The organism is Williamwhitmania sp. (assembly GCA_035529935.1).
In the GTDB taxonomy this organism is placed as follows: domain Bacteria; phylum Bacteroidota; class Bacteroidia; order Bacteroidales; family Williamwhitmaniaceae; genus Williamwhitmania.
The window spans coordinates 1-26349 of record DATKVT010000086.1 but is presented as its reverse complement, the minus strand read 5'-3'; the positions used below and the strand labels follow the sequence as shown (position 1 = coordinate 26349).

Sequence of the window (26349 nt, the reverse complement as noted above, 5' to 3'; positions counted from 1 at the left end):
GCCATCCAGTCGGGAGAGCTTAAAAGCCCAGCGTTTCGGCGACGAATTACCAACCTACTCAAGCAAATAAAAGCGCTATCCAACGGTGAGCTGGGCATAACCATTTCGCTAGGCGAGCAGGATGAGGAGACCTACCAGGAGTGGTTCGATGCTGGGGCGCACCGTTACCTGCTTCGGATTGAGGTTTCCAACCCCGAACTCTACCACCGTTACCATCCGCTGGATCACTCCTACGATGAGCGGCTACAATGCCTCAAAGTGCTGCACAAGATTGGCTACCAGGTTGGAACTGGTGTTATGGTGGGCCTACCCTTTCAAACTGTTTCGGACCTTGCCGACGATCTGCTCTTTATGAAGGCAATGGATGTACACATGGTGGGCATGGGTCCTTATGTGGAGCACAAGGATACTCCGCTATATGAGTTTAAATCGCAGCTGCTACCACAGGAGGAACGCTTTACCCTCACACTAAAAATGATTGCCATTCTGAGGCTTATGATGCCCGACATTAACATGGTGGCAGCAACCGCCATGCAGGCCATCGATCCGTTGGGCCGGGAGAAGGCGCTAAAGGTTGGGGCAAACATCCTGATGCCTAACATTACACCCGGTCAGCACCGCGACGACTATAAACTCTACGAAAACAAACCCTGCACCGACGATGCAGCCGAGGATTGTAAGAATTGCCTCGAGGCACGGGTACACATTGCTGGTCAAGAGGTTGGCTACGGTGAATGGGGCGACTCAAAACACTTCCATCCAAAAAAAAAGGATTAACCCCTTAATGGTGGTCAATCCCTCCTAGAACCATTGCCTCTACTTATCGTCTTTATCCTTAAAGGAGTCTTCAATTTTCCGAAGAAACTCTTTTCCCCCAACAGCAGCAATCACAATGGTAATAATCCCAAGGGTGATGAAGATGGTTGAAAAGCCAATGATTACAATTTCTCGAGCCACATCGAGCTCTACCAAGGAGATGGCAGAGAAAAAGATCAGGAGAATTCCCTTCACAAATTTAGCTATGAGGGATGATCGAGGTATCTCCTCGCGATGAAGCGATTTCATTACCGAACGTTCAACCCATGATGCAAGCACCCAGCCAATACCAAAAATGGCTATTGCAGTGATTATTTTGGGCATCAGCAAAATGCCTTTGCTCAGCAAATCAGAGAGAATGTTTAGCTTCCAGGTAAGGAATGCATTGTCGAGAAATATCAAGAAAACAATGACAAACCCAATATTGCCAATCAAGTTGTAGAGGCTATAGCGCACATCGGCCTTGGAAAGATCGGCACCAAAACGCGACTTTCCCAATAGCCGATCGATGCGGAGAATTACTGAAAACTGAACCAAGAGCTTCTTGATTATCCAGCCCACAACCCAGCCAATAATAAGTAGAACAAGGCCACCCACAAGACTGGGCATGTAGGCAAGCAGGCTATCGGTAAAACTGATGAATTGATCCTGAATTTGTGAATGCATATGGCTATACTATTTACTTTTTAGACTTAAACATCGACGAAAGAAACGATTCCCTCTCCTCAAACTCTTTCAACCACAATACAGGGCAAGGGGCTTGCTCGGTAATCTCCCTGGTGAGCGATTTGGCAAAGAGCAGCTCAATAAAGTCGCCAGACTTACCTCCCATAACCAATAAATCCGACTTTTTGGAAAGGCCAAGAATGCCATGTAGGATATCGGTATCAACAACCGTCTCAATTTCGGCAGAATACTTTAACTCAGCCAAATTATTCTTTATTCCCTCAACTAGAAGTTGCCTTTCAGCGGCAGGTGTTTCCGGACTAACCACAACTCCAATGGTAACGGCCGCATTGAAGTAGTCGCTCAAAGCAGGCGATATCTCAATGGCAAGTCGTGTATGAATATCGCCACTATAGGGAATAAGAATACGCTTAACCTTCTCAGGCTTAATATCGCCATGAAGAATGGCAACTTCATTCGTTGTTTTTTGAAGCACATTATCAATGGCTGAGGAGAAGAAGCGGGAGGCAAAGTCACCAACTTTATTTCGTCCGGTCATAATAAAGTTGCAGTTCTCCTCCATCGAAGTATCAACAATGCCCTCCGAAATTCGATGCGATATCTTAACTAAGGAACGCGAGGGAATTGATGCCTCATCGGCCAGCAGCTGTGCCTCCTGAAGCATCTGCTTTGCCCAAGCCGTTTCAGGCTGCTCTAGCTGTAGTTTTTTATTCTCACCCAGCTCAATCACATGAAGAAACACGAGCTTTGCTTGGTGCTTTTTGGCAACAGCAAAGGCTATCTGGCACATGCTCTTAATGTTGTCCGTTTTCGACAAGCAAACCAGAATGGTGTAGTCCTGCTTCGAAATTCGAGCCAACGTGGAAACCTTTCTTACGTGCTCAACTTCACGATCGGCTGCATAAAACTTGAATACCGAAAGCCCCATGGCCACCCAGATAATGGTAACAATCCAAGCTGTTATGCTATAGTTAAACATGTATATGGCGAGAAACAGCAGCAGTAAAATTCCGAGGATTGATAGGTATGGAAATAGCGGAACAAAAAACCCCCTATCCAAATCTGGGCGTTTCTTTCTAAGCCTGATCATGGCTATGTTTACCTGCAGGAAGAGCAGCAGGAACATGATATCTGCCGCGCTGGCAACATCCTCGATAGGTAGCGAAACAGCCATAATAATGATAATGAACAGCGAAACCAGAATGCTCCAGTGAGGGGTGTGGTTTTTTGGATGCACCTTGCTGAAGAAGGAGGGAAAATTACGATCTCGCCCCATGGCAAACGCCACCCGAGAAGAGGAGTAGATGGTTGCATTTAGCGCCGAAATGGTGGAAATAAGACCGCCAATTAACAGCATTACCCCACCGCCAACAAAGAAATTTTTGGCAACCTCAACCAACGCTATCTCCTTTTGCTTGGCAAGGTAATCCCAGGGAGTCATGCTGCCCGACTTAACTGTTCCAATGGCCACAAAGGCCACCAGAATGTATATGGGTACCACAATAATCAATGAGAAGAAGACGGCTCGCGGAATATTTCTTCGAGGATTTTTAATCTCTTCCGAGCTCTGGGCAATTACCTCAAAACCCTGAAAGGCAATAAAGGTAAGTCCCATCGACTTAAATACGCCGCCATAACCATGAGGTAAAAAGGGGCTAAAGGTGGTCATCCAATCGCCTTGCCTAAATATCAACTCCAATCCAAATCCAATAAAAATGAGCAGGATTACAATTTTGGTAAGGGTTATCAAATTACCAATCTTACCCGTTTCCGAGGCACCCCTAAAGTTTACATAGGCAAAGAGAATGGTAGTTCCCGCTGCCAAAATCTTTTGTGGTGAAAAAAATCCCCAGTAGGGAATGGTGACAGAAAATTCTCCCAGCAGATGCTCAAAATAGGCACCAAAGCCGAGGGCGTACAAGCTGCAGGCCACAGCATGGGCAAACCAGCTCATCCATCCGGATACAAATCCATTCCATTTTGGCAAGCCCTCCTTAACCCACAGGTAGCCGCCGCCTGCATCGTGGTAGCACGAGCCAAGCTCGGCATACGACATGGCCGTGAGTAGAGCAATAAAACCGTTTAAGATAAAGGTTAAGAGGAGACCCGGGCCCGCCACACCGGCAGCAATGCCAATAAGCACAAAAATTCCAGCTCCTATCATGGCTCCAACCCCGATTAGGGTGGCATCGAGGGTAGTCATCTCCCGAGCTAGCCGAACTTCTGAATCGAACTTTTCCACCGAGCGACTTATTAAGAGTATACGAGTTAAATGTAGTTCATATCATGGCTAAATATTCTACACAGAAACAAAAATTACTAACGAGATTATAGGATGATACGAAATTATGGCCTACACCCAACCACAGAATCTACCTAAACAAGGGCATAATTTACTGGCGATGAAAAACTTAAAGAGGTCGCCCCCACCATTATGGAGACGACCTCATCTATCTTAAAAAACCATTTTCCTAATCATAACCCCTTCGAGCTTTAGCAGCTCTTGTTCCAGCTTGTCCTGCTCGCCATTTTCGCCAAACAGTTCCAGCAAAATTAGCCCACGAGAACTGCAGTAATCATCCGAAACTTCGTGCAAGCCAAGCCTTGTGCGGATGGAGCAACCGTAGCGAGTTAAGGTTTTTTGAACATCACCTGCCTCCTTTTGGCGGTCGGTGATTCGAATCCCAAGAATTCTTGTTTCCTGATCTCTACTCATAGTTTTCAGTTTTTGGATCGTAAAAGGTACGACAAAAACTGACGCATTTCAACTGCTAGAAGTAGAGATCCCTTTCTCCTTGCTTAATTCGTTCAATTCTACTTTTTACCTCCTCAGCACTCTGGTGTCCATCGAGCTGCGCCAACTCCTTATCTATTAGTTTCCAGCCTTTCTGTGCCACCTCGGGTTTGGCGTAATCAACCAAATACTCCGATAATGTTAACAGGGCATTGGGGGTGCAGTAACGCTTAATAAAGCCAGGAACAGAGAACTCCATAAAGTGCTCGCCAGTCCTGCCCAATCGGTAGCATGCAGTACAGAACGAAGGAATGTAATCGTGCTCCACCAACTCCTCAACAATCTCAGCTAAGGAGCGGCTATCGTTAATCATGAACTGTTCCTTCTTTAAATCCTGCTTTTCGTTTAAGCTGTGCGAGTACGAGCCAAGTTCAAGCTTTGTTCCACCATCAATCTGGGAAACGCCAAACTGCATTACTTCTCTTCTAATAGCCACCGACTCACGAGCAGTAAGAATCATGCCGGTGTAGGGCACTGCCAAACGAAGGATCGCAACCAACTTAACAAAATCCTCATCCTTAACAATATACTTGCGATCAACATCAATTTCTGACGCAGGGTTGATGCGCGGGAAGGAGATGGTATGTGGCCCAACGTTATAGCAAGCCTCCAGGTGGTTGGTATGGCGAACCAAGGCCATTACCTCGTAGCGCCAGTCGTAAAGACCAAACAGAGCACCAATACCTACGTCGTCGAGGCCAGCCTCCTGAGCCCGATCTAGCGAGGTTAATCGATAATCAAAGTCACGCTTTTTGCCACCCAAATGGTAGGCCGCATATGTCTCGGGATGGTATGTTTCCTGAAACACCTGATAGGTTCCAATGCCAGCCTCCTTCACAATCTTGAAGCCTTCAATCTCCATGGGGGCAGCATTTATATTTACACGTCGAATTTCGCCCCTATTCTTCTTAACACCGTAAACCAATCGCACATTATTGGCAATGTATTCGGGTGAGTAAAGCGGATGCTCTCCATAAACCAAGATGAGCCTCTTCTGTCCATTTTCTTCAAGGGCCTCCACCTCTTGAACAATCTGTTCGTCGGAAAGGGTAACGCGCTCAGCCTCCTTGTTGGAGGTTCTAAAACCACAGTAACGACAGTTATTGGTGCAACGATTGCCAATGTATAGCGGTGCAAAAAGCACAATTCTATTACCGTAAATTCTCTTCTTGAGTTCACGGGCACCATTTAATATTTCGCTTACAAGCGATGGGTCGGTAGTATTAACAAGGGTGGCAACCTCCTCAAGGTTTAGCCGGTTCTTGTTGAGCGATTTTTCGATAATCGCTTTTACCCTTTCAGTCGATGGCTGAGCATGGTTAAGGTAGTTCCAAATCTCCTCAGGGTCGATGAAGGGTTTCATCCGCTCATCCCTGATGCTGTAAACTTCTGGTTGAAATTTCATGGCAGTAATTTTTTCGGTCGCCCGCAATTAAACATCACTACCAAAGGCTGAAAGTAGAACAATTACTGGTTGGTCTCCGCGTGGGTCGCTTTCATCATTAATGACTTCACCTGCACCCCCGGCAACTTTCCAATGGGACCGGTTAGTGCACCAATCTGATCGCTGGTGCCCTCCAGCACCAAGGAGATAACGCTAACGCCCTTTTGCATCAAAGGAATACCCTGCCTAGCGATAATAATATCGGCATGGCGGGAAAGTATTTCATTGAGCTTTGCGACGCTTGACTTATCCTCGACCAAAATAAGTGAGGCTCCGATTCTCTTTTCCATTAGCATCAACCTTTGGATTAGATTTATTTTTGGAGTCCTTGATGGCACTGCAGCGCCACCTTAGACAATGATGCCACAAAGATACAACCTTGAAATTAGTGTTAGCAAAAAAACAGAACTTTTTTTTATGCTTTTGGACAGGTCTAGGGCTAAAATATTAGCTCATGGACGTATTCCAAATCATTGGTAAGCTGTCGGCCAATTATCTCTGGGGTAGAAGTGTCGAACGATTCTCTAACGCGCTTATGGAATAGTACAATGGCATCGGCATCGGGAAAATGGTTGTCGAAATTGAGAATATGCACTTGAACGGTTACTCCGAATGGTCCGGAATCAGCAATTGAGCGGGAAATAACGGCAAGTCCCTTAAACCTACTGGGACCCCACTCAACGCCAACTGCATAAACTCCATCGGGAGGAATGAGCTTGCCCACCTCCTCGAGCTGCACGGTAAGCATTGGAAAATTTGCTTCCGAAAAAATGTGGTGCCCCTTGCCTAAGCCGCCAACAATGATGTAAAAGTGATCAAGGTAGGCATTTGCCCGCTGTATTCTACCATCTTGAAGTGCTTTACGTATGGTTGTTGAGCTAACTGTTTCGTGTTGAATATCCTGCTCAGGAATCTCCTCAACCCTAAATCCTTCCTCTTTACTCAACCTATAAAGATATTCGTAATCGCCAGCCCGGTTGTGTCCAAAGTGGTGGTTAAAGCCAACCACAATACACCTAGCGTGTAGCTTTCCAAGCAGTATCCCCTTAATAAATTCTTCGGAAGTAATCTTGCTAAACTCCAAGGAAAATCGAACTATAACTAAATGGTCAAGTCCCGACTTGGCCAGCAATTCCAACTTTTCCTTTTGGGAGTTAATAAAGAGAAGATCTTTACCTTCAGTTTCTGGGTAAAGTACCTTGCGTGGATGGGGATAGAAGGTAATGAGAACTGACTCCCCATTAATCTCCTTGGCAATTTCGTTTATTCGGCTAATAATGGTTTTATGCCCAACATGAACGCCATCAAATGATCCTGTGGTAACCACTGGATTCCGTATGGTGCCCAGCTCCTCAAAACCATAATGAACCTTCATAGCTGCTGCTAGTTATCCATCTTTAACCCGCCGTCAATCTCCTTTACAAAGTAGGCCACCTTTTCAAGCGAGGTAATCATATCGAACTCTTCGAGGTAAACGTTGGAGGTAATATTGAGAGGAATGGTGGTGAAGTTGAGTACGCCGCGAATACCTGCACCTACAATAATTTCGGCTAGCTGCTTAACGGTATCGGGAGGGGAGGTAACTATGGCAATGGAGATATTTTCCTTCTGAACGATACTCATAAAATCCCTGATATGGTAGCAGTTAACGCCTGAAATAACGCGATCAACCTTAAGCGGGTCAACATCAAAAGTTGCTGCAATCCGAAGTTTACTGCGCTTTCCATTAAAATAGGTCGTAATGGCTCGACCCATATTTCCCATACCAATAACCGCAACATTAAGTGCAACACGGCTATCGAGGATTTTCCCAATCACATCGATGAGTTCCTTTACGTCGTAACCCTTCTTGGTTTGGCTGGAGAAGCCAATGAGCATTAAGTCTCGACGAACTTGAACTGCCGTTATGCTATGCAACTTGGCTAGTTCGTGGGAATATATATGTGTTTTCCCATTTTCCAAACAGGAAAGCAACGTCCGACGATACGTCGAAAGTCGTTCAATTGTTCTTTCAGGTAGCTTCATATGGGCAAATATACGCTAATTTGGTTTACACGCAACGGGTAGTGTAACAGTGAAAACACTTCCTATTCCAGGTTTACTATCCACCGCAATTTTCCCATCATTAAATTTTACAATGCGCTTCACAATGGAAAGGCCTAAGCCACTCCCACTAATATTTTTAGTCTCAGGCGACTTCACCCGCATAAACTCGTCAAAAAGGTGGTTGGTATCTTCCTGCGCTATTCCTATCCCCGTATCCTCAACCTTAATGGTAACGTTTTCTGCATCCCTCAAGATGGAGAAATGAACCTTACCCCCCGGTTTATTATACTTTACTGCATTCGACAACAGATTGTTAAGAATAATTTCAATTTCATCACTGTCGGCATCCATATAAACTTCATCGGGCCAAGCTCCATCCACCTTAACATCCATCTGGATTGCGTATGGCATTACCGTGTCCATACAAGTTCGAACAATGGGCTCAATGTCCTGAAACTTAACTTCGCGCTTCATTTTGCCTGAATCGATGTGTGTTAGGTCAAGTAAATCCATAATTAAGTTCCGCATTCCCTTAACTCGATCTAGGGATCTCTCGATCATCTTGTCGTAGGCCGCAATATCATCTCCGGCTTGCCTTTCCTGCATCAAACGTAAATAACCTTCTACCGCATTTAACGGTGCCTTTAGCTCGTGTGAAAGAACCGTTAAAAATTGGAAGCGTATCTGCTTGCCCTCCTTCTTCAGCGTTTTTGTCATCCGCTTTAGAAAAAGGTGCTTTGTAATGCTCTCCATCGACGATTTCAGCTCCTGAGGAGTAAAGGGTTTTGGCACAAAATCGTACGCCCCCTTATTGGTAGCATTTACTGCCAACTCCAACGATGCATAGGAGGTTATCATCACCACCAAGGTGTCTGGACAGTTTGATTTAATGTAGTCCAACACCTCTACACCCTGAATCCCTGGCAATTTATTATCGAGCAGCACAATGTCTACCGGCTGACTCTTAACCACATCCATTGCCTCTTCACCGGTTGAGGCTTCAATGAGATCGAACGCTATATCGTCTTCGAGAAAGGGGAAACTTACCGTAAACTTCCCTAGAATGCGATTAATTCCCGAACGAATGCCCGGCTCATCATCCACAACCAAAACCTTCAGTTTATCCATGGTTATAGCTTAAGCAATTTAACTAGCTCCTTGTGCAGCTGGTCGGCACGGATCCCCTTCTCCAAATAGAGGTCGGCCTTTATCCACTTACGCTCCTCGTCGGAACCCACACCAAAGCTTATTCCTGTTTCCGATGAGACAGCAGTAGCAACTATGACGGGAACATCAGGATACCGCTTCTTCAACTTATAGCTAAGAATAAAACCGCTATCCTCGCTTTCCATCATCAGGTCGAAAATGGCTAAATCAGGCTTCACCAGCTGGAGCATTTCCTCGGCTTCTCGCTGACTTTCTGCAACGACAACACGAAAACCAAATCCCTCAACCATGGTTCTAAGCTGAAACAAATAGTCTTCATCATCGTCCGCAATAAAAATCAACTTATCTGTAGCACCCATAACTTTTGCGTTCTATGGTTTACGTGGCAATATAATACTGAATGTTGTCCCTGTAGGACCCTTTTCCTTGTCCGAATTCGAACGAACCTCAATCTTCCCTTTATGCATTTTTACAATCCCGTAGGAGGTTGCCAATCCCAGTCCAGTTCCTTTGCCAACCTCCTTGGTGGTAAAAAAGGGGGTAAATAGCTTATCCATATCCTCCTGAGCAATACCATGACCGGTATCTTTAACCCTAAAAATAACAGTTTCAGGGGTATCCTCTACCACAATCTCCAGTGTACCTCCCTCCGGCATCGCTTCAATCGCATTTTTATTGAGGTTGGTGAGCACCTGCATCATTTGATCATAGTCAATTTGAGCGATTGGGTTTTCAGTTTTGTTGACTACTCGCGTGGAAATGGAATTAGGTACCACAACGGAATTTAAACTGTCTTCGGTCAACCGCTCTATATCAACATCATCGAATCGGACCTGATTCTTTCGTGCGAAATTCAATAATCCACTCACAATTTTTTTACACCGTTCAGCCTGCGTAGCAATCAGCTCTAAGTCCTGCTTGTTTGGATCATTCTCCTTGCACTCCTCAAGCAAAATATTGGTATACATAATCAATACGCCCAGCGGGTTATTCAACTCATGGGCAATACCGGCGCTCAGTTGCCCCATGTGAGCCAACTTCTCGCTCTGCTTTAATGCCTGTTGAATGGTAGCCAACTTGTCATTGGAAATGGCGAGATTCTTAATGGTAGAGTGCAGTTCATCAATGGAGTATGGCAGGCACATCTCCACCTCTGCCAACCCTTCCACTATAGCCACCGCGTGCTCGAGGCAGGTGTCGTAGCCACAGGCACCACAGTTAAGATGATCACGAGCGGAGAACTTACCCATGGAAGCCAAAACCTTGGCTACATCGTCCTCCGATGGCTGAGCTAGCCTTTGATCGTGTGCAAAAAATTCAACATCAAGGTTAATGTGCGAGAAGTGCTCAACATTCTTCTCCCATTGAAGCATGTCCTGTTCATTGCGAAGTTTATTGCGCACATAGCTGCTGATATGCGTTCTCCGCTCATATGGTGAGCCACCTGGAGGCATACCCGGTCCCATAATACACCCCTCGCAGCACAGCAACTCAAGGTTCACATTACTAATATTTCCGCTTTCAAACTCCTTAATTGCCTGTTGAAAATTAACCCTGCCGTCGGCTACAATAACATTGCCTTCGAAAAGATCATCTGGAATATTTACAGTTTGAATAAGGCCTCGAGTAATTGGGAATATTGCACCGCGCCCAGCCTTTGGTGGATCAAACTCGGATGGTTCAACGCTATCGGCAGAAATTCCGGCATTATCAAACATGGTTCGAATTTCCCTGAATGTAAGAACTTCATCAACCTCATAAGATTCATCCTTTTTTGCAATGCAGGGACCTATAAATACAACTTTAATATCGTTACCGTAAACCTCCTTTACCACTTTTGACATGGCTACCATGGGTGAAACCACAGGGACTAGGTGGCTAACTAATGAAGGATGGTAATACCTAATGTAGTCCACTATTGCAGGACAATCAGAGGAGATAAAACCACGCTCGGCATCCTCCTCAAGATATTTTTTATATTGCTTGGCAACCAGATCTGCACCAAAAGCCACCTCGCATACATTGTCAAAACCAAGCGCTCTCACCATTCCTACGAACTTACGGCTATCACCAATGTCGGTAAAACTGGCAGGAAAGCTAGGGGCTACAATGGCCACTACACGATGGGTAGACCTCAGCAGGTCGCGAACCTCTAGCCGCGATTGAACAAATACCTTAGCATCCTGACTACAAACCTTAATGCAGTTGCCACAGCCGATGCATCGCTCCTGCATTACCTCCGCCTGCCCATTTATGATTTTAATGGCCTTGGAGGGACACTCCCTAACACAGGTATAGCACACCCGGCAAAGTTCCTTAATGGTGTAAACCAACCCTTTATGTTTTTCAGAGATGCTCATTGTATTTACAAAAGTACATTCCGTTGAGTAAAACGTGTATATAGCAGCTGCTTAGCTCTTTCCCCTCCAGGGGCACCAAGACATTTGGCATAAATTTCTGCCACCGCAGGATTTTTATAAGGAACCCGAATAATCTCCATTTCATCAATGTCGTAGATGGTTTTTGCCTTCACTTTTCTCTCCCGATCGTCGGTTACAAGAGGTTGTCCACCACCTTGTAAACATCCCCCCTCGCAAGCCATTACCTCTACAAATTGCAGATCGGACTTACCTGCTGCTATCTCCTGAAGCATGGTCACGGCACCCCGCATTCCATTCGCAATTCCAACTTTTATGGTTTTATTCCCAACTGAAATATCAAACTTCTTAAAGCCTTGCACATTACGGAACTGAGCAACCTTAAAACCTTTCAAATCTTTGCCTGACATATTGTAGTGAAATGTGCGAACTACTGATTCGGCTAAGCCGCCAGAAGCAGCAAAAAGCTTTCCGGCCGATGATCGAATCGAAAAGGGATTGTCTGGCAATTGCGCATCGATATTTTGAACGTCAATACCGTATAGCTTAATAAGTTTCAGCAATTCTCGAGTTGTTAGAACCGCATCCACATCTGAAATTCCTTTGTGGGTCATCTCCTCTCTCTGCGCCTCAAATTTTTTTGCGGTGCAAGGCATTATGGCTACCGAAAAGAGTTTCTGAGAATTGACTCCCGCCTCCTGAGCCCAGTGCTCCTTTATTATTGCTCCCATGACCTGCTGTGGTGATTTAACTTTGGAAAGAAGCGGCAAAAGGGCCGGTTGAAACTGCTCTATATACTTAACCCAAGCAGGACAACACGATGAAAGCAATGGTAATTGCTCAGTACTCTCAATACGAGTTTGGAGCTCGCTGGCCACCTCCATGGAGGCAACATCGGCACCGAAACCAGTCTCAAACACGTAGCGAAATCCTATTTTTCGCAGCGTGGCAACAAGCACACCACTAATATCCCGGCCCTGTTTGAAGCCAAGTTCCTCCGACACAGACACTGAAGCTGAAGGAGCCACCTGCACCGCTACTGCCATGTTAGGATCATTAAGGGCATTGAGTACTTCACCTAGGTTAGACTTTTCGTGTAGCGCTCCAGTTGGACATACCATTATGCATTGTCCACAAAAAATACAGGAGGAAAAGTTAATGTCCTTGTTCAGAGCGGTAGATACTAACGATTTACTGCCTCGGTTCATCAGTTCCAGCGTGGATACTTGCATCACTTCATCGCAAACTCTCACACATCGGGCACATAGAATGCACTTTGCGGTGTCACGAACAATGCTAGGGCTACTCTGGTCTAACTTGTGCCTCCGCTTCTTTCCGGTTATTCTACGCTCCCGAATATTCATCTCAACTGCAAGATCTTGCAATTCACAACTTCCGTTTCGCTCGCAATAAAGGCAATCGTCCGGATGGTTGGAGAGAAGCAGCTCAACAATAGTTTTCCTCGCCCGAATTACCCTCGGAGTGTGCGTCTTAATTTTCATCCACTCCTCCACAGGATGGGAGCAAGAAGGAACAAGCCCCTCCTTACCTTCTACCTCAACAACACAAATTCTACAGGCTCCTGTTGGGGTAAACCCCTTCATGTTGCATAGGGTAGGAACCTTAATTCCATTTTGGCTTAGCGCATCCAGAATGGTTTCACCCCTTCTAGCCTGAATCTCTTTCCCATTAACTTCAATATTGAAAACCATGGTCCCTACAAATTTCTAATGGGTTACTACTGCACCAAACATGCACGTATCAAGGCAAACACCACAAGCAATGCACTTGTCTAAAACAATGTAATGAGGCATCCGAGGAGAACCAGCAATGGCGTTCACTGGGCATTTTTTAACACACGCCGTACAGCCAGTGCACTTATCCAAATCGATCTGATACACCCGTAGGTCCTTGCATACACCAGCCCTGCAGTGCCTATCAAAAATATGCTCTTCATACTCCTCTCTAAAATACTTTAAGGTGGTGAGCACAGGATATGTCGATGTTTGCCCCAGTCCGCAGGCAGAGGTATCCTTCATCACCTCAGCCAGCCCCTCCAACTGTATCACCCCTTTAAATCGTTCTAGTGTATTATGGCCCTCCTCTGTTACTGGCCGCCTAGTTATATTCTGGTATATTTCCAACATCCGTTGTGATCCCTCCCTACAAGGAATACACTTTCCACAGGATTCATTCTGTATAAAGCCCATAAAGAACTTTACCATATCGGGGATACAGGTTTTCTCATCGTATACTAAAATTCCTCCATTCCCCATTGGGATATCATTCTCCTTGAGCTCCTCAAAATCTACTTTGAGTGCCATAAGGGAGGGCGGAATACAAGCTCCCGAAGGTCCACCAATTTGTATTGCCTTCAACGTAGATTCTCCTGCCATTCCTCCAGCCAAGTCAAGTAACGAATTTAAAGATGTTCCCATCTCAACCTCTACCACACATGTCTCCGCACATTTTCCACTAAGTGCAAAAATTTTAGTTCCCTTACTAGTCTCGGTACCCAATGAGCGAAACCAATCTGGCCCCTTTGAAAGTATCAACGGCACATTCGCCAAGGTTTCCAAGTTGTTCACCACGGTAGGCTTACCCTTATACCCAGCGGTTGTTGGGTATGGTGGTTTAGAGGAAGGAATACCTCGCTTACCCTCTAAACTCCTAATCAAGGCCGTTTCTTCACCACAAACATATGCTCCAGGGCCCTTCTTAACTTTAATTACTAAGTTATAGCCACTGTCAAGGATATTCTCTCCAAGCAAACCAACCTCTTGCAGGGTGGCAATTGCCTCTTCAAGCCTACTCACCGCAAGCGAATACCTATTTCTTGTTGAAATAAATGCGCGATTGGCACCGCTGGCATAGGCTGCAAGAGCCACTCCCTCAAGGACTCTGAAAGGAGAACCTTCCAACAGAAGCCTGTTCATAAAGGCACCAGGGTCACTTTCATCGGCATTGCAAATAACGTAGCGGCTCTCTGCGGCTACCTCCAGAGCCATCCGCCACTTCTTCCCAGCTGAGAAACCTCCACCTGCTCTACCACGCAGGTCACTTCTATCAATAATATCGCAAATGTCGGAGAAAGTGTAACTTCGGATGGCCTTAGCAAAAGAGAAGAACCCACCGTTGGCAACATACTGTGGAAGCGATACTGGATTATACTTACCGCAAAGGTCAAGAACAACCCTATGCTGCTTCGAAAAGAAGGGATGCTCATCGAAAAAAGGCACATTTGGCCAAGCCTGGTGCAAATCGCTTCGATGCTGAAACACGGCTTTCCCATCAGGCAAAAAACGATTGAGAACGCTATCAAGCAACACTCCCACATCCTCTGGCTTTATCTGTTTCAAGGCTACGCGCGCCATCCCTGGGAGCTGAACCTCAACCAGAGTCTCAAGGCTAAAAAGCCCATAGCTACCAACCACCTCCACGTCGGCATCAATAGCTTGCTCCTGCACATAAGCAGTAATAGCGGACAAGATACTTTCGGCACCGGAAACAATTGCATGGGAGCCTATAGAAACAAATATCACAGGTCGAGTGACCTTATCGAACTTAATGAATGGTCGTTGCTCGTTCCACAAAGCCATGGACGCACTCTCCTCCGAAAGGAGAATGTCACGTATCATCTGGATTTGACTGCTGTAGTCACAGGTATTTGTGGTCATAGCTATTGAGACTTGCGTATTGATTCAAGTATTTCTTTCACACCAGACTGTGTCAACTTGGAGTAAAAAATTCCATTTACAACCATCAATGGAGCTTCGGAGCACGCTGCCATACAGGGAACCACCTCAAGACTAAATAAACCGTTACGGGTAGTCTGACCCGATTTAATTTTAAGGTCCTTTTCAATATGCTCAAGTAAGGTGGTTGAGCCAACCATATGGCATGCACTTCCATTGCAGAGAACAATATGAAACTTCCCCCTTGGTCCAAAACGAAACTGGTTATAGAATGTGGCAAGCCCAAAAATTTTGGCCGCTGGAATTTTTAGCATCAGGCCAACCTCTTCGATGGCATCCTCTGGAATGAAGCCCACCTTATCTTGAATCTCTTGCAGAATAGGAATTAGGCTCTCGCTCCCATGGTGACGGTGCTTATCAAGAATCTCATTAATATCAATTTCGCCCATAGTACTTAAGGTGAGAATTCACTAGCACTGATTATTGAATAACATTAACAGGCATGTCGATTGCCGTGAAAATTATATCTTTTTTAACGAAATACGCCATGAGAGAGAGAGTTTTTTATGCAGCACATCTTATTTAAAAGCCTTTTAAATAAAACACTTTCCAGTTCTGTTCAAAATATAACAGATTGCTTCTGCTTCATAAAAAATCGTAAATTTGACTCGGTCATAGATTCAGGTATAAGTGTAGAAATAGAGTAGTAAATGTCGAATATCGAAAATAATGTCGAAATTGTTATCTGTCTGGGAAGTTCTTGCTTTTCAAGGGGCAACAAGGCAATTATGCAGGAAATCAACGGATATCTAGAAGCAAAAGGGCTGAAGAATAGTGCGTTCTTTCATGGGGGACATTGTTTTGGAAACTGCAGCGACGGACCAATTATTAAGGTAAACGATATAGAGTATAGACAGGTGACACCAAGCATGGTTCAGGAAATTTTAAACAAAGCATTTGGCATTAAACAGTAGCGAAATGGAGCTCTTTTCAATAAACGACAGCACTTGCATTGGTTGCTACGCATGCGTTAGGGTGTGCCCTGTAAAAGCCATCGAAGTAAAACCCAGCGAGGATATTGCCCACATAATATCCGACAGGTGTATCGGCTGTGGAAGCTGCCTCAACATATGCCCTGTGGAGGCCATTAACTATCGCTCGTCGAAGGAGGAGGCCAAGGAAATTCTAAAATCGGGCGGCAAGGCGGCGGCAATTTGCGCTCCCAGTATTTCTGGTGAATTTGTGGACATAACAGACTATCGGAAATTTGTGCAAATGATCCGCTCGCTAGGCTTTACCTATGTTTGTGAGGTAAGTTTTGGAGTAGATCTTGTTGCCCAGAAGTATAAAGAATTGTTTGAGAATTTTAACGGAAAATACTACCTCACCACCACTTGTCCCGTAATTGTTCAGCTTGTAGAAAAATTTCATCCCAACCTGCTCAGCAATTTGGCTCCCATCGTCTCGCCAATGATAACCACCGCCAAGGTGATTAGGAAAGAGTATGGCGACGATGTAAAGGTTGTTTACATTGGCCCCTGCATTGCCAATAAGGACGAAGCACTGCTTTTTTCCGACGATGGTAGAATTGACTCAGTACTAACCTTTGTAGAGCTTAGAGAACTTTTTCAAGAATTCAAGATCAATGAGAATATGCTTGAATTTTCCGAATTCGATGAGCCAATAGGCTACAAAGGTTCGTCATACCCCATTAGCAATGGCCTAATTCAAGCAGTAGATATAAGCGAAGATCTACTCACAGGGCAGGTTATTACCACCGAAGGTAGAAATAATGTATTGGAAAGCATGAGAGAGTTTGAAGGAAACGTTGATGCTATCAGACGCCATTTCAACCTCTTTTATTGTGAAGGTTGTATCATGGGTCCTGGAACATCATATGGAGGTAGACAGTTCATTCGCCGCTCTATAACCATAGACTATGCTAAGAAGAGGCTTAAGAAATTCGACAAGGAAAAGTGGGAAAAGGCCATGGCCAAACATTTGACCCACGACTTCACCGCAATATATTCCAGTAATGACCAGCGCATTCAGGAGCCATCAGAGGAGAGAATCAAGGAGGTCCTCAAGGTGGTGGGCAAAGAGTTTATCAAGCGAGAATCGGGCTGCGGTGCCTGTGGTTACGACTCATGCCGCGATTTTGCAGTTGCCGTCTCAAAAGGGTTGGCCCATACCGATATGTGCCTTAACTACACCTTGAAAAACCGGCAGGAGTATATCAAAACGCTGAAAACCACCAATGAAAAGCTGGCCAAAACCCAGGACGCCCTGCGCGAATCGGAAAAAACATCAAGGCTGGAGCAGCAATCGGCCAAAGAGGCAATGGAAACGGTTAATGCCATGCTGCAAAAGCTTCCCTCAGCGGTGGTAATTGCTGACAAAAAGCTGAAAATTGTTCACTCCAATCAAAGTTTTATAGATCTCCTAGGTGATGATGCACTGGAAATCAGCGAAATAATTCCTGGCCTGGTGGGCGGCGACTTAAAAACACTTTTGCCCTACAACATCTACAATCAGTTCTCCTACGTGCTGCAAAATGGGGAGGACGTTATGAACCGCGACCTAAATTACAAGGAGGTGCTTCTAAACATTTCGGTGTTTACCATAAAAAAGGGTAGCATAGTGGGTGCAATCCTACGCGATATGTACGCGCCAGAAGTTCGTAAAGAGGAGGTTCTTAAGCGCTTAACCGACGTTATTGACAAAAATCTGTCTATGGTTCAAAATATTGGTTTCCTGCTTGGTGAAGGTGCTTCGGAAACAGAGCAGATGCTCAACTCAATTATTAAAGCATTCAAAGAAGGACCCACCAAGAGGTAGCTATGAACGACCAGTTTTTTATCGAAGTTGGCTATCAGCAAAAAAACCACGAAGGAGAGCGTATTTGTGGTGATGTTTTTCTATCCCAACGTGTGAAAGGGGAAGATAGAACCATAGTTGTTCTCTCCGATGGCATGGGCCATGGCGTAAAAGCCAATATGCTCGCCACTCTTACCTCCACCATGGCGCTGAACTTTACCAAGGAACACAAGGATGTATATACCATTGCCGAAATCATAATGAACACCTTACCGGTGTGTAGCATCCGAAAAATGAGTTACGCCACTTTCACCATTATTGATATTGCACATGATGGTGAAGTTCAGATTTTGGAGTATGACAATCCACAATGCTTTATAATGCGAGGGAGTGAACCCTTCGATCCACAATGGCAATGCATAATACTTCAGAGCGAAAAAAACGCGGGTAAAGAACTTCGAAGCTGCATCTTTCGACCGGAGAAGGAGGACCGTATTGTCGTATGGAGCGATGGAGTTGCCCAATCAGGGATGGGCTCCGAAGATTACCCATTCGGTTGGGGAGTTGAAAACGCCAATGCCTTTGCGCACAGAATGGTTAAAGCTGAACCTGACATTTCAGCCACAAAGCTATCCTCCAAGGTGGTTAATATGGCCTACGTCAACGATGGCTACCACTCCAAGGACGATACAAGCTGCGCAGTTATCTACTTCCGGGAGCCACGCAAACTTCTCATTTGCACTGGTCCGCCATACGACTTGGAAAATGACAAGAAACTTGCAAAAAAATATAAGGAATTCAACGGAAAGAAAATAATTTGTGGAGCCACTACAAGCGATATCCTAGCTCGAGAACTCAACCAAACAATCGAGGACAGCTTTGAGTTTATAGACCCAGAGTTGCCCCCAGTTTCTCACATGGAAGGAGCAGATTTGATAACCGAAGGGATATTGACTCTTGGAAAAACAAACGAAATTTTAGATGGTTACAATGATACAACGCAACTTGGCAAGGGGCCTGCAGACTCAATTACAAAACTGCTCCTCGAAAGTGACAAAATCCAGTTTATTGTGGGAACAAGAATAAACGAGGCGCATCAAGATCCAAGCCTCCCGGTTGAGTTGGAAATTCGAAGAACTGTGATTAAGCGCATGGCAATGATTCTTGAGGAGAAGTTTTTAAAAGAGGTGAGCATCTCCTTCCTCTAATCTAACTTGGCTGAATTATTTAAAATGCTAGTGCTCATAAACAACAACAACAATCAATGCATTACTTGAGCCGATGCAGGTTACTACTCCCCAGAGTTACTCCCTGCAACAACTATTGGTGTACGCTTAAACTTTCCGCCACGATCGGCATGCGGCTCCTTGTCCAGAATAGCGTAAACCGAGTTCTGGCTTCTATATTCAGGAACAATATCTTTCAATTTTGAAACTAGCACAAAACTATCCACATCCTCCGAAAGTCGGCTGTGCAATGCATGCAAAAGGTTGGCAATAACACCATGATCCATTTTAATTACACTTGCTTTCAGTATTTTAGAATGATAGGTAGGTAAGGTATTTTCACCGCTATTTAACAACTCTTCGTAAAGTTTTTCCCCTGGTCTTAGGCCTGTATAAATAATCTGAATATCCTTTCCAACCTTATACCCAGCCAACCGAATCATATTTTTTGCAAGGTCAATTATTTTAATGCTTTTGCCCATATCAAAAATAAATATTTCCCCTCCATGGCCCATAACGCTAGCCTCCAAAACAAGCTGACACGCCTCAGGTATGGTCATAAAATAACGGGTAACATCGGGATGGGTAACGGTAACCGGTCCGCCCGATTCGATCTGCTTCTTAAACAAGGGTATTACAGAACCATTCGATCCTAAAACGTTACCAAACCGGGTTGTAATAAACTGTGTTCGAGAAATCCCGTCAAGGGACTGTATGTATATCTCAGCAACCCGCTTGGTAGCCCCCATAATATTTGTTGGATTAACAGCCTTGTCCGTAGAGATCATAACAAATTTTTCCACGCCAAATTGCATGGACAGGTCGGCCATTAACCTAGTTCCAATAATGTTATTCTTAATTGCCTCCTTGGGGTTATTCTCCATTAAGGGGACGTGCTTATAAGCGGCAGCGTGGAAAACGACATCAATCCGCTGGGATTCAAAAAGGTGTCGCATCATGAGAGGATCGGTAATATCCGCAACAACCACCTCAATTTGATCGGCACGATGTGGATAGTTTCCCCTCAACTCCAACTCTATAAAGTAAATCGGAGTTTCAGCTTGGTCAAGCAGTATCAATCGACTTGGGTTAAAGGAGAAAACCTGCCTTACAATTTCGCTCCCAATTGAGCCAGCCGCACCAGTTACAAGTATTGTCTTACCCTTCAAAGAAGAGGAGATTTTCTGAACATCTAAGTGTATTGGATCGCGCTCGAGCAAATCTTCAATTTTGATTTCATTCAGCCGAGGTAAGCGAGTGTTATCCACGGTTAACTCTATAAAGTTTTTGATACTTTTAACTCGAACCCCGCGGTTTAGGCATTTCTGAACAACCATATTTTTATACTCCGCAGGGATATCGTTATCAGCAAAAATCAACTCAGCTACAGAGAAGGTTGAAATAAGGTTATCGAGTTCTGAAAGATCAAAAATGCTAAGCCCCTCAATCGTCTTTTTGTAAATCCTTGAATGATGGTGCACAAAGCCTACAACCTTGTAATTCGATTTCATATCCGATTCCAATGCACGCTTCAGCGAAACAGCAAAGTGCTCCCTTCCATAGAGTAGAACATTTATCGCTGGCTTGCTCCCCTCCCTCTGAATGTTTTGAATGAAGAATTTTGCAAATATTCGAGATGCTATTAATAGGTAGGAGGCAATAAAAAAATCAATTAATATGATGGAAATGGGAACTAATCCTCTACCTGAAACCAATATAAAACCGTAGTTGATAAAGAAGAAGAATGTATTGCCAACAAAGATGGCCAAGACCAGTCGAACTAAGTCCTTCATGCTGGTATAACGAATGTACATCTTATTGATACCAAACAGGTAGAGCGAGGAAACGCGTACAAAAAAGTAAAGAACTATTGCAAGTGTAATATTGTTGAGGGTGGAAAAAGGAATGTTAAAGTTAAACCTGAGCAGGTAGGAGGCAAATATTGCCATTAGCCCTAAGATAATATCAATATTCATTACAACCCATGTGGGAACTAGCACTTTTCCAAGTCGGTTAACTCCCTTCTCAGCCATAAGAAACATTGATGAAAACATGGTCATGCAGTTAAAATTCTATACGAAATTACCCTTATTGGGAGGAAAAGCAAAAATAATATGGTAGAATATTCACAAAACTTAGTATTCGTATGGCAAAAATTAACAAATATCACTTTTACGAACCGTTTTGTCAAATAGTGTTTAAACTATCATGTTTTGCTTTTAACAAGAATCAGGCCAATTTACCATCTCCAACCACGTTTTAACAAAAAAAGGGCTGCGTTCAGCAGCCCCCCATATCTAACAATGCTAAAATTACTCGTATTCCTTGAGAATATCCTTGACACCATCAGGCGAAACACGGCCATAAATCTTTTCGCCAATCATTACCACTGGCGCTAATCCACAGGCACCAACACAGCGAAGACAGCTCAGTGAGAACTTTCCGTCATGAGTGGTTTGTCCAACATTTACGCTCAAAATGCGCTTAAACTCATCTAATACCTTTTCAGCACCACGAACGTAGCAGGCAGTACCGGTGCAAACAGAAATGGGATGTTGTCCTTTGGGAAGCATGGTGAAAAAGGAGTAAAAAGTTACCACGCCATAAACCTTCGCAACGGGTATGCTCAACTCCTCGGCCACGATCTCCTGAACCTCCGCCGGAAGATAACCGAAATATTCCTGAGACTTGTGCAGCACATTAATTAACTCCCCTGGTTCATTGTTAAACGCTTTACAAATCTCCTTGAGCTTTGCAACGTCCTCTTTCTTTAGTTCGATTTTTATATGTGACATTTACCGTTCCTCCTTACATTAAATAAAAATATCCTTTTTGCTCTTATCGAAATAGGCGGTATGCAGTAAGTGATGTGCCTTTTCACTCATTGGCTTTCCCAAATACTCTTCGTAAAGTTTAATAATGTATGGGTTCTCATGCGATTTACGAATTGGTTTACCTGCATCCTCGCGGTAAAGTGCCTCCTGGCGAGCTTTAAGGATTGATGAGTTACCATGGTGAAGAGGCTGTCCACCACCACCAATGCAACCACCTGGGCATGCCATAACCTCAATGGCATGGAAGTTAGCTTTGCCAGCTTTTACCATATCCAATAATTTTCTAGCGTTACCCAGTCCATGCGCAATACCAATGTTAATTGGCAACCCATTAAAGTCAATTGTTGCGGAACGAATACCTTCTAAACCACGTAGCTCTGTAAAATCTAATCTTTCCAACTTCTTTCCGGTTTGCAATTCGTATGCTGTACGAACAGCAGCTTCAATAACTCCACCAGTTGTTCCAAAAATTACAGATGCCCCGGTTGATTCACCCATCGGACGATCAAAATCCTCTTCGGCTAGGTCAGCAAAATTTATATTCGACTCCTTGATGAGGTGTGCAAGTTCACGGGTTGAGATAGACAAATCAACATCGGGGTTACCATCAACTTTAAACTCGTCACGCTGACATTCATATTTTTTGGCAAGGCAAGGCATAACCGAAACCACTACCAACTCTTCCCTCGTTTTGCCCAATTTCTCAGCAAAATAAGATTTTACGATGGAACCAAACATCTGCTGTGGCGACTTTGCTGAAGATGGAACATCAAGCATATCGGAATAGTTATGCTCAAAGAAGTTCACCCATCCTGGGCAGCACGAAGTTAGCATGGGAAGTTTTACACTCTTATCACCGCCCAAAAATTGCGCTAGACGAGTGAGCAATTCAGTTCCCTCCTCCATAATTGTGAGGTCAGCGGCAAAGTCAGTATCAAATACGTAGTCGAAACCAAGCTGACGCAGTGCCGCAGTCATCTTACCAGTAACCAAAGTTCCTGCCTTCAGACCAAATTCTTCACCGAGGGCAGCTCTAACGGCTGGGGCAGTTTGAACAATAACCGTTTTCTTTGGATCGGCTAAGGCACGAATAACCTTAGGAGTGTGATCAACTTCCGTTAAGGCACCAGTAGGGCAAACGGCTACACACTGACCACAGTATGTGCAAGGTGATTTTTCAAGGTCCTGCTCAAAGGCGGGTGCTACCACTGCCATAAATCCGCGGTTGATACCAGAGAGGGCACCCACTGTTTGGAACTCGTTGCACATGGTTTCGCAGCGACGACACATGATGCACTTGTCCATGTCGCGAATAATTGCCGGCGAAGTGTCGAGCCTATAGGTAGACATTTCGGCAAACTCTTGACCCGGAATTTGGCGAATACCAAGCTTAACAGCCATATCCTGCAGTTCGCAACGACCACTCTTGGCGCAGGTTAGGCAATCCTTTGGGTGATCGGAAAGGATTAACTCCAAAACGGTTCTACGAGCATTTATTACACGAGGCGTATGTGTTTTAACAACCATACCTTCGGTGCAGGTGGTGGAGCAGGAAGGAGCAAGGTTTCTTCTTCCCTCAACTTCTACTACACAGATGCGGCAACCGGCAGGCTTATTTTCGATACCTAGGTCATGGAGATCCATGTAACACAGTACTGGAATATCGACACCTAACTTTTTGGCCGCTTTGTAAATGGTAGCACCTTTTTCTACCTCAATAAGCTTGTTATCTATTGTCAACTTAATTGTTTCCATCAATTTTCCCCCAAAATTATTGAATGCTGATTGCACTGAATTTACATTTCTCGATGCAGGCACCGCACTTGATGCAGACAGCGGTGTCGATTACATGAGGTTGCTTGCGCTCACCAGAAATGGCATTAACCGGACAGTTGCGGGCACATGCAGTACATCCAACGCAGGCCTCTGGGTCGATAACATACTGCATCAAACTCTTACACTGACCAGCAGGACATTTATGATCCTTTACGTGAGCCAAGTATTCGTCGTAGAAGTTGTCAAGAGTTGAGAGTACTGGGTTTGGCGAAGTTTGGCCCAACCCGCATAATGCTGTATCCTTAATTACCAAGCTCAGATTGCGCAACCGATCAAGGTCTTCCATTGTTCCATCTCCCTTGGTTATCTTCTCAAGTAGCTCATGTAACCGCTTGTTGCCAATACGACAAGGAGAGCATTTACCGCAAGATTCCTCAACGGTAAACTCGAGGTAGAACTTGGCCATGGCCACCATGCAGTCATCCTCATCCATCACAATCATACCTCCAGAACCCATCATTGATCCTGCCGCAATTAGATTGTCAAAATCGATGGGTGTATCTAGGTGCTTTTCAGTTAAACATCCGCCAGAGGGGCCTCCGGTTTGAACGGCTTTAAACTTTTTGCCATTCTTAATGCCGCCGCCAATTTCGAAAATTACCTCGCGCAAGGTTGTTCCCATTGGAACTTCAATAAGTCCTACGTTGTTAATTTTTCCAGCAAGCGCAAAGACCTTGGTTCCCTTAGATTTCTCGGTGCCAATGCTGGCAAACCAATCTGCTCCCTTCAAGAGAATAACTGGCACGTTGGCCAAGGTCTCAACGTTGTTAACATTGGTTGGCTTTCCAAGATAACCAGACTCTGCAGGAAATGGTGGTTTAACAGTAGGTTCACCACGGTGTCCTTCCATAGAGTGAATAAGGGCTGTCTCCTCACCGCAAACAAATGCTCCTGCACCATAGCGCAGCTCCACATCGAAATCGAAGGAGCTTCCCATTATTCCCTTACCCAACAAGCCATACTCACGAGCCTGTTGTATTGCTATTTTCAATCTAGTAATAGCCAATGGGTATTCAGCTCTGATATAAACCAATCCCTTTGTGGCACCAATACAGTAACCACAAACAGCCATCGCTTCAATAACAGAATGTGGATCCCCCTCTAGAACCGAACGGTCCATAAAAGCACCAGGGTCACCCTCATCGGCATTGCAAACAACATACTTCTGGTCAGCGCTATTCTTACTGGCGATTTCCCACTTGATTCCGGTAGGAAAACCTCCACCCCCACGACCGCGCAGACCCGATTTCTTAATCTGGTCAATTACCTCCTGAGGTGTCATTTCGGTAAGCGCCTTACCAATGGCCATATATCCTTCACGAGCAATGTACTCGTCAATATTTTCAGGATTGATAAATCCACAGTTGCGAAGGGCAACACGTATTTGCTTTTTGTAAAATCCCATGTGCTTAGAGTCGCTAATATGCTCTTTTGCATTAGGATCGGTATATAAAAGCCGGGTAACTTTACGCCCTTTAATTACATGTTCAGCAACAATGTCGGCAGCGTCATTTGGGGTAACCTGAGTATAGAAAGTATTATCGGGCATCACCTTAACAATGGGGCCCTTCTCACAAAAGCCAAAACATCCGGTCATTACAACCTGAACCTCATTCTGAAGGCCCTTTGCTTCGAGCTCCTTTTTTAGGTTTTCAACAATTAAATCGCTTGCTGAGGCACGACATCCAGTTCCGCCACAAACAAGAAGATGCATTTTATATTTTGTCATTACAGTATCCTCCTTGGGGTTAGTCAATTTTTTCGTAGTTAACAGGGATTATTCCATCAACAAGTTCGCCTGTCTTAATGAATTTTTCAATAATCTCATCGGCTTTTTTGGTGTCAACAAAACCATAGACAACGGGCTCCTCGCCCGGTCGTTTCACCTCAATTGTTGGTTCTGCATAGCAATAACCCATACAGCCAGTTTGCGTTACAACTGCATCGATACCACGCTTTTCCAACTGGTCGATGAAGAAGTCCATTACGGTTTTTGCCCCAGATGCAATGCCACAAGTTGCCATTGCCACCTTAATTTGAATGCGGTTCTCAGGATTATTTGACTTTTCCCTAAGTTCCATCTTCGACAGCATGCCAGCCTGTAACTTTTTCAAATCGGCCAACGATTTAATTTGTGCCATACTAGTTTCTCCTTATTTAACGTATTTATAGTAGCCTAAATTTCCTACAAAGTTATGTTAACGATTTCACATTAGCTTGCAGAAAAATCATGTTTTATAACCTACACGCCTATTTTAATTGCTTCTAAATTCTCTTTAATCATCTCCTTCAGGAAGCGACTTACCGATAAATCACTTAACGGAACACCCTCCAGCACTTCTCTCACTTCAATCGTACTAAAAACATAGCTTTGTTGATTGTATCGATGGCTATACACAAAATCCATATCAGGATTGGAGGTAACTAATATGACCACCACACCGGCAATGTCACCCAGAACTGGCCTATCAATATGGCTATGTTTAAAAGTAGCAACCACATCCGTGCCAACGTTAACCGCTGAATTTATGGTAAGTGAACCCTCGCACCTCTCTGCATTTTGCTTGAGCAACGAGAGCCCTAAACCAACTTTTCTGGTTGTACGAGAG

23 protein-coding genes are annotated in these 26349 nt (G+C 44.6%); 4 read left to right on the top strand and 19 right to left on the bottom strand.

Annotation, left to right across the window (positions count from 1 at the left end; genetic code table 11):
- Positions 1 to 777 (top strand): [FeFe] hydrogenase H-cluster radical SAM maturase HydE (gene hydE, locus VMW01_06920; protein ID HUW05974.1); only part of this gene is annotated, 777 nt, incomplete at its 5' end.
- A 39-nt stretch (positions 778 to 816) separates the two neighbouring features.
- Here the strand turns inward: hydE and VMW01_06915 are convergent.
- The 13 genes from VMW01_06915 to VMW01_06855 all read right to left on the bottom strand — a co-directional run bounded on the left by VMW01_06915 (position 817) and on the right by VMW01_06855 (position 15476).
- Entirely contained in the window at positions 817 to 1482 is a 666-nt protein-coding gene (locus VMW01_06915) for a hypothetical protein (GenBank protein HUW05973.1), read from the bottom strand.
- Positions 1483 to 1495: 13 nt separating this feature from the next.
- Positions 1496 to 3745, bottom strand: coding sequence for an amino acid permease (locus tag VMW01_06910; protein ID HUW05972.1), 2250 nt, complete (start codon positions 3743 to 3745; stop codon positions 1496 to 1498).
- 213 nt (positions 3746 to 3958) lie between these two features.
- Entirely contained in the window at positions 3959 to 4219 is a 261-nt protein-coding gene (locus tag VMW01_06905) for a hypothetical protein (protein ID HUW05971.1), read from the bottom strand.
- Between the two features lie 55 nt (positions 4220 to 4274).
- Positions 4275 to 5702, bottom strand: coding sequence for a [FeFe] hydrogenase H-cluster radical SAM maturase HydG (hydG, locus tag VMW01_06900; protein ID HUW05970.1), 1428 nt, complete (start codon positions 5700 to 5702; stop codon positions 4275 to 4277).
- Positions 5703 to 5764: 62 nt separating this feature from the next.
- A complete protein-coding gene (locus VMW01_06895) occupies positions 5765 to 6031 on the bottom strand; it encodes a TM1266 family iron-only hydrogenase system putative regulator (protein ID HUW05969.1) in 267 nt (88 codons plus the stop codon).
- Positions 6032 to 6180: 149 nt separating this feature from the next.
- Positions 6181 to 7116, bottom strand: a complete 936-nt coding sequence (locus VMW01_06890; GenBank protein HUW05968.1) for a riboflavin kinase — start codon at positions 7114 to 7116, stop codon at positions 6181 to 6183.
- An 8-nt stretch (positions 7117 to 7124) separates the two neighbouring features.
- The gene (locus VMW01_06885) at positions 7125 to 7766 is read right to left on the bottom strand and encodes a redox-sensing transcriptional repressor Rex (protein HUW05967.1); all 642 of its coding nucleotides are present in this window, start codon (positions 7764 to 7766) and stop codon (positions 7125 to 7127) included.
- Between the two features lie 15 nt (positions 7767 to 7781).
- On the bottom strand, positions 7782 to 8915 hold the full coding sequence (locus VMW01_06880) for an ATP-binding protein (GenBank protein ID HUW05966.1): 1134 nt from the start codon (positions 8913 to 8915) through the stop codon (positions 7782 to 7784).
- A gap of 2 nt (positions 8916 to 8917) precedes the next feature.
- Entirely contained in the window at positions 8918 to 9313 is a 396-nt protein-coding gene (locus tag VMW01_06875; protein HUW05965.1) for a response regulator, read from the bottom strand.
- 12 nt (positions 9314 to 9325) lie between these two features.
- Positions 9326 to 11314, bottom strand: a complete 1989-nt coding sequence (locus VMW01_06870; GenBank protein ID HUW05964.1) for a [Fe-Fe] hydrogenase large subunit C-terminal domain-containing protein — start codon at positions 11312 to 11314, stop codon at positions 9326 to 9328.
- A 5-nt stretch (positions 11315 to 11319) separates the two neighbouring features.
- Entirely contained in the window at positions 11320 to 13044 is a 1725-nt protein-coding gene (locus VMW01_06865) for a [FeFe] hydrogenase, group A (protein HUW05963.1), read from the bottom strand.
- A 15-nt stretch (positions 13045 to 13059) separates the two neighbouring features.
- Positions 13060 to 15009, bottom strand: coding sequence for an NADH-ubiquinone oxidoreductase-F iron-sulfur binding region domain-containing protein (locus VMW01_06860; GenBank protein HUW05962.1), 1950 nt, complete (start codon positions 15007 to 15009; stop codon positions 13060 to 13062).
- A gap of 2 nt (positions 15010 to 15011) precedes the next feature.
- Positions 15012 to 15476 carry an NAD(P)H-dependent oxidoreductase subunit E gene (locus tag VMW01_06855; protein HUW05961.1) on the bottom strand — a complete coding sequence of 155 codons (465 nt, stop codon included), beginning with the start codon at positions 15474 to 15476 and terminating at the stop codon, positions 15012 to 15014.
- Between the two features lie 261 nt (positions 15477 to 15737).
- On the opposite strand from VMW01_06855, the gene VMW01_06850 reads away from it, so the two are divergent.
- The 3 genes from VMW01_06850 to VMW01_06840 are packed head-to-tail and all read left to right on the top strand — an operon-like array spanning position 15738 to position 19052.
- On the top strand, positions 15738 to 16001 hold the full coding sequence (locus VMW01_06850) for a (2Fe-2S) ferredoxin domain-containing protein (protein ID HUW05960.1): 264 nt from the start codon (positions 15738 to 15740) through the stop codon (positions 15999 to 16001).
- Between the two features lie 4 nt (positions 16002 to 16005).
- Positions 16006 to 17865 (top strand): [Fe-Fe] hydrogenase large subunit C-terminal domain-containing protein, encoded by a 1860-nt coding sequence (locus VMW01_06845; protein HUW05959.1) that lies wholly within the window; start codon positions 16006 to 16008, stop codon positions 17863 to 17865.
- Positions 17866 to 17867: 2 nt separating this feature from the next.
- Complete coding sequence (locus VMW01_06840) at positions 17868 to 19052, top strand: SpoIIE family protein phosphatase (GenBank protein HUW05958.1); 1185 nt, start codon at positions 17868 to 17870, stop codon at positions 19050 to 19052.
- Between the two features lie 83 nt (positions 19053 to 19135).
- On the opposite strand, the gene VMW01_06835 is transcribed toward VMW01_06840, so the two are convergent.
- The 6 genes from VMW01_06835 to VMW01_06810 form a co-directional block, all read right to left on the bottom strand.
- Positions 19136 to 21124 carry a nucleoside-diphosphate sugar epimerase/dehydratase gene (locus VMW01_06835; protein ID HUW05957.1) on the bottom strand — a complete coding sequence of 663 codons (1989 nt, stop codon included), beginning with the start codon at positions 21122 to 21124 and terminating at the stop codon, positions 19136 to 19138.
- Between the two features lie 258 nt (positions 21125 to 21382).
- Positions 21383 to 21865 carry an NADH-quinone oxidoreductase subunit NuoE gene (gene nuoE, locus VMW01_06830; GenBank protein HUW05956.1) on the bottom strand — a complete coding sequence of 161 codons (483 nt, stop codon included), beginning with the start codon at positions 21863 to 21865 and terminating at the stop codon, positions 21383 to 21385.
- Between the two features lie 18 nt (positions 21866 to 21883).
- Entirely contained in the window at positions 21884 to 23659 is a 1776-nt protein-coding gene (locus VMW01_06825; protein ID HUW05955.1) for an NADH-dependent [FeFe] hydrogenase, group A6, read from the bottom strand.
- Positions 23660 to 23675: 16 nt separating this feature from the next.
- Positions 23676 to 25496, bottom strand: a complete 1821-nt coding sequence (locus VMW01_06820) for an NADH-quinone oxidoreductase subunit NuoF (protein ID HUW05954.1) — start codon at positions 25494 to 25496, stop codon at positions 23676 to 23678.
- Complete coding sequence (locus tag VMW01_06815; GenBank protein HUW05953.1) at positions 25489 to 25881, bottom strand: (2Fe-2S) ferredoxin domain-containing protein; 393 nt, start codon at positions 25879 to 25881, stop codon at positions 25489 to 25491. The genes VMW01_06820 and VMW01_06815 overlap by 8 nt, the downstream gene beginning before the upstream one ends.
- Before the next feature lie 101 nt (positions 25882 to 25982).
- A partial coding sequence (locus tag VMW01_06810) for a hypothetical protein (protein ID HUW05952.1) occupies positions 25983 to 26349 on the bottom strand: 367 nt, incomplete at its 5' end.

What these genes read in the sequence shown, in the direction of transcription:
- VMW01_06870 (HUW05964.1), bottom strand. Translation starts at nt 11,314, where the DNA reads ATGAGCATCTCTGAAAAACATAAAGGGTTGGTTTACACCATTAAGGAA.
- VMW01_06895 (HUW05969.1), bottom strand. Translation starts at nt 6,031, where the DNA reads ATGGAAAAGAGAATCGGAGCCTCACTTATTTTGGTCGAGGATAAGTCA.
- VMW01_06875 (HUW05965.1), bottom strand. Translation starts at nt 9,313, where the DNA reads ATGGGTGCTACAGATAAGTTGATTTTTATTGCGGACGATGATGAAGAC.
- VMW01_06905 (HUW05971.1), bottom strand. Translation starts at nt 4,219, where the DNA reads ATGAGTAGAGATCAGGAAACAAGAATTCTTGGGATTCGAATCACCGAC.
- VMW01_06855 (HUW05961.1), bottom strand. Translation starts at nt 15,476, where the DNA reads ATGGGCGAAATTGATATTAATGAGATTCTTGATAAGCACCGTCACCAT.
- VMW01_06840 (HUW05958.1), top strand. Translation starts at nt 17,868, where the DNA reads ATGAACGACCAGTTTTTTATCGAAGTTGGCTATCAGCAAAAAAACCAC.
- VMW01_06885 (HUW05967.1), bottom strand. Translation starts at nt 7,766, where the DNA reads ATGAAGCTACCTGAAAGAACAATTGAACGACTTTCGACGTATCGTCGG.
- nuoE (HUW05956.1), bottom strand. Translation starts at nt 21,865, where the DNA reads ATGTCACATATAAAAATCGAACTAAAGAAAGAGGACGTTGCAAAGCTC.
- VMW01_06850 (HUW05960.1), top strand. Translation starts at nt 15,738, where the DNA reads ATGTCGAATATCGAAAATAATGTCGAAATTGTTATCTGTCTGGGAAGT.
- VMW01_06860 (HUW05962.1), bottom strand. Translation starts at nt 15,009, where the DNA reads ATGACCACAAATACCTGTGACTACAGCAGTCAAATCCAGATGATACGT.
- VMW01_06880 (HUW05966.1), bottom strand. Translation starts at nt 8,915, where the DNA reads ATGGATAAACTGAAGGTTTTGGTTGTGGATGATGAGCCGGGCATTCGT.
- VMW01_06835 (HUW05957.1), bottom strand. Translation starts at nt 21,124, where the DNA reads ATGTTTTCATCAATGTTTCTTATGGCTGAGAAGGGAGTTAACCGACTT.
- VMW01_06915 (HUW05973.1), bottom strand. Translation starts at nt 1,482, where the DNA reads ATGCATTCACAAATTCAGGATCAATTCATCAGTTTTACCGATAGCCTG.
- VMW01_06865 (HUW05963.1), bottom strand. Translation starts at nt 13,044, where the DNA reads ATGGTTTTCAATATTGAAGTTAATGGGAAAGAGATTCAGGCTAGAAGG.
- VMW01_06845 (HUW05959.1), top strand. Translation starts at nt 16,006, where the DNA reads ATGGAGCTCTTTTCAATAAACGACAGCACTTGCATTGGTTGCTACGCA.
- hydG (HUW05970.1), bottom strand. Translation starts at nt 5,702, where the DNA reads ATGAAATTTCAACCAGAAGTTTACAGCATCAGGGATGAGCGGATGAAA.
- VMW01_06815 (HUW05953.1), bottom strand. Translation starts at nt 25,881, where the DNA reads ATGGCACAAATTAAATCGTTGGCCGATTTGAAAAAGTTACAGGCTGGC.
- VMW01_06825 (HUW05955.1), bottom strand. Translation starts at nt 23,659, where the DNA reads ATGGAAACAATTAAGTTGACAATAGATAACAAGCTTATTGAGGTAGAA.
- VMW01_06890 (HUW05968.1), bottom strand. Translation starts at nt 7,116, where the DNA reads ATGAAGGTTCATTATGGTTTTGAGGAGCTGGGCACCATACGGAATCCA.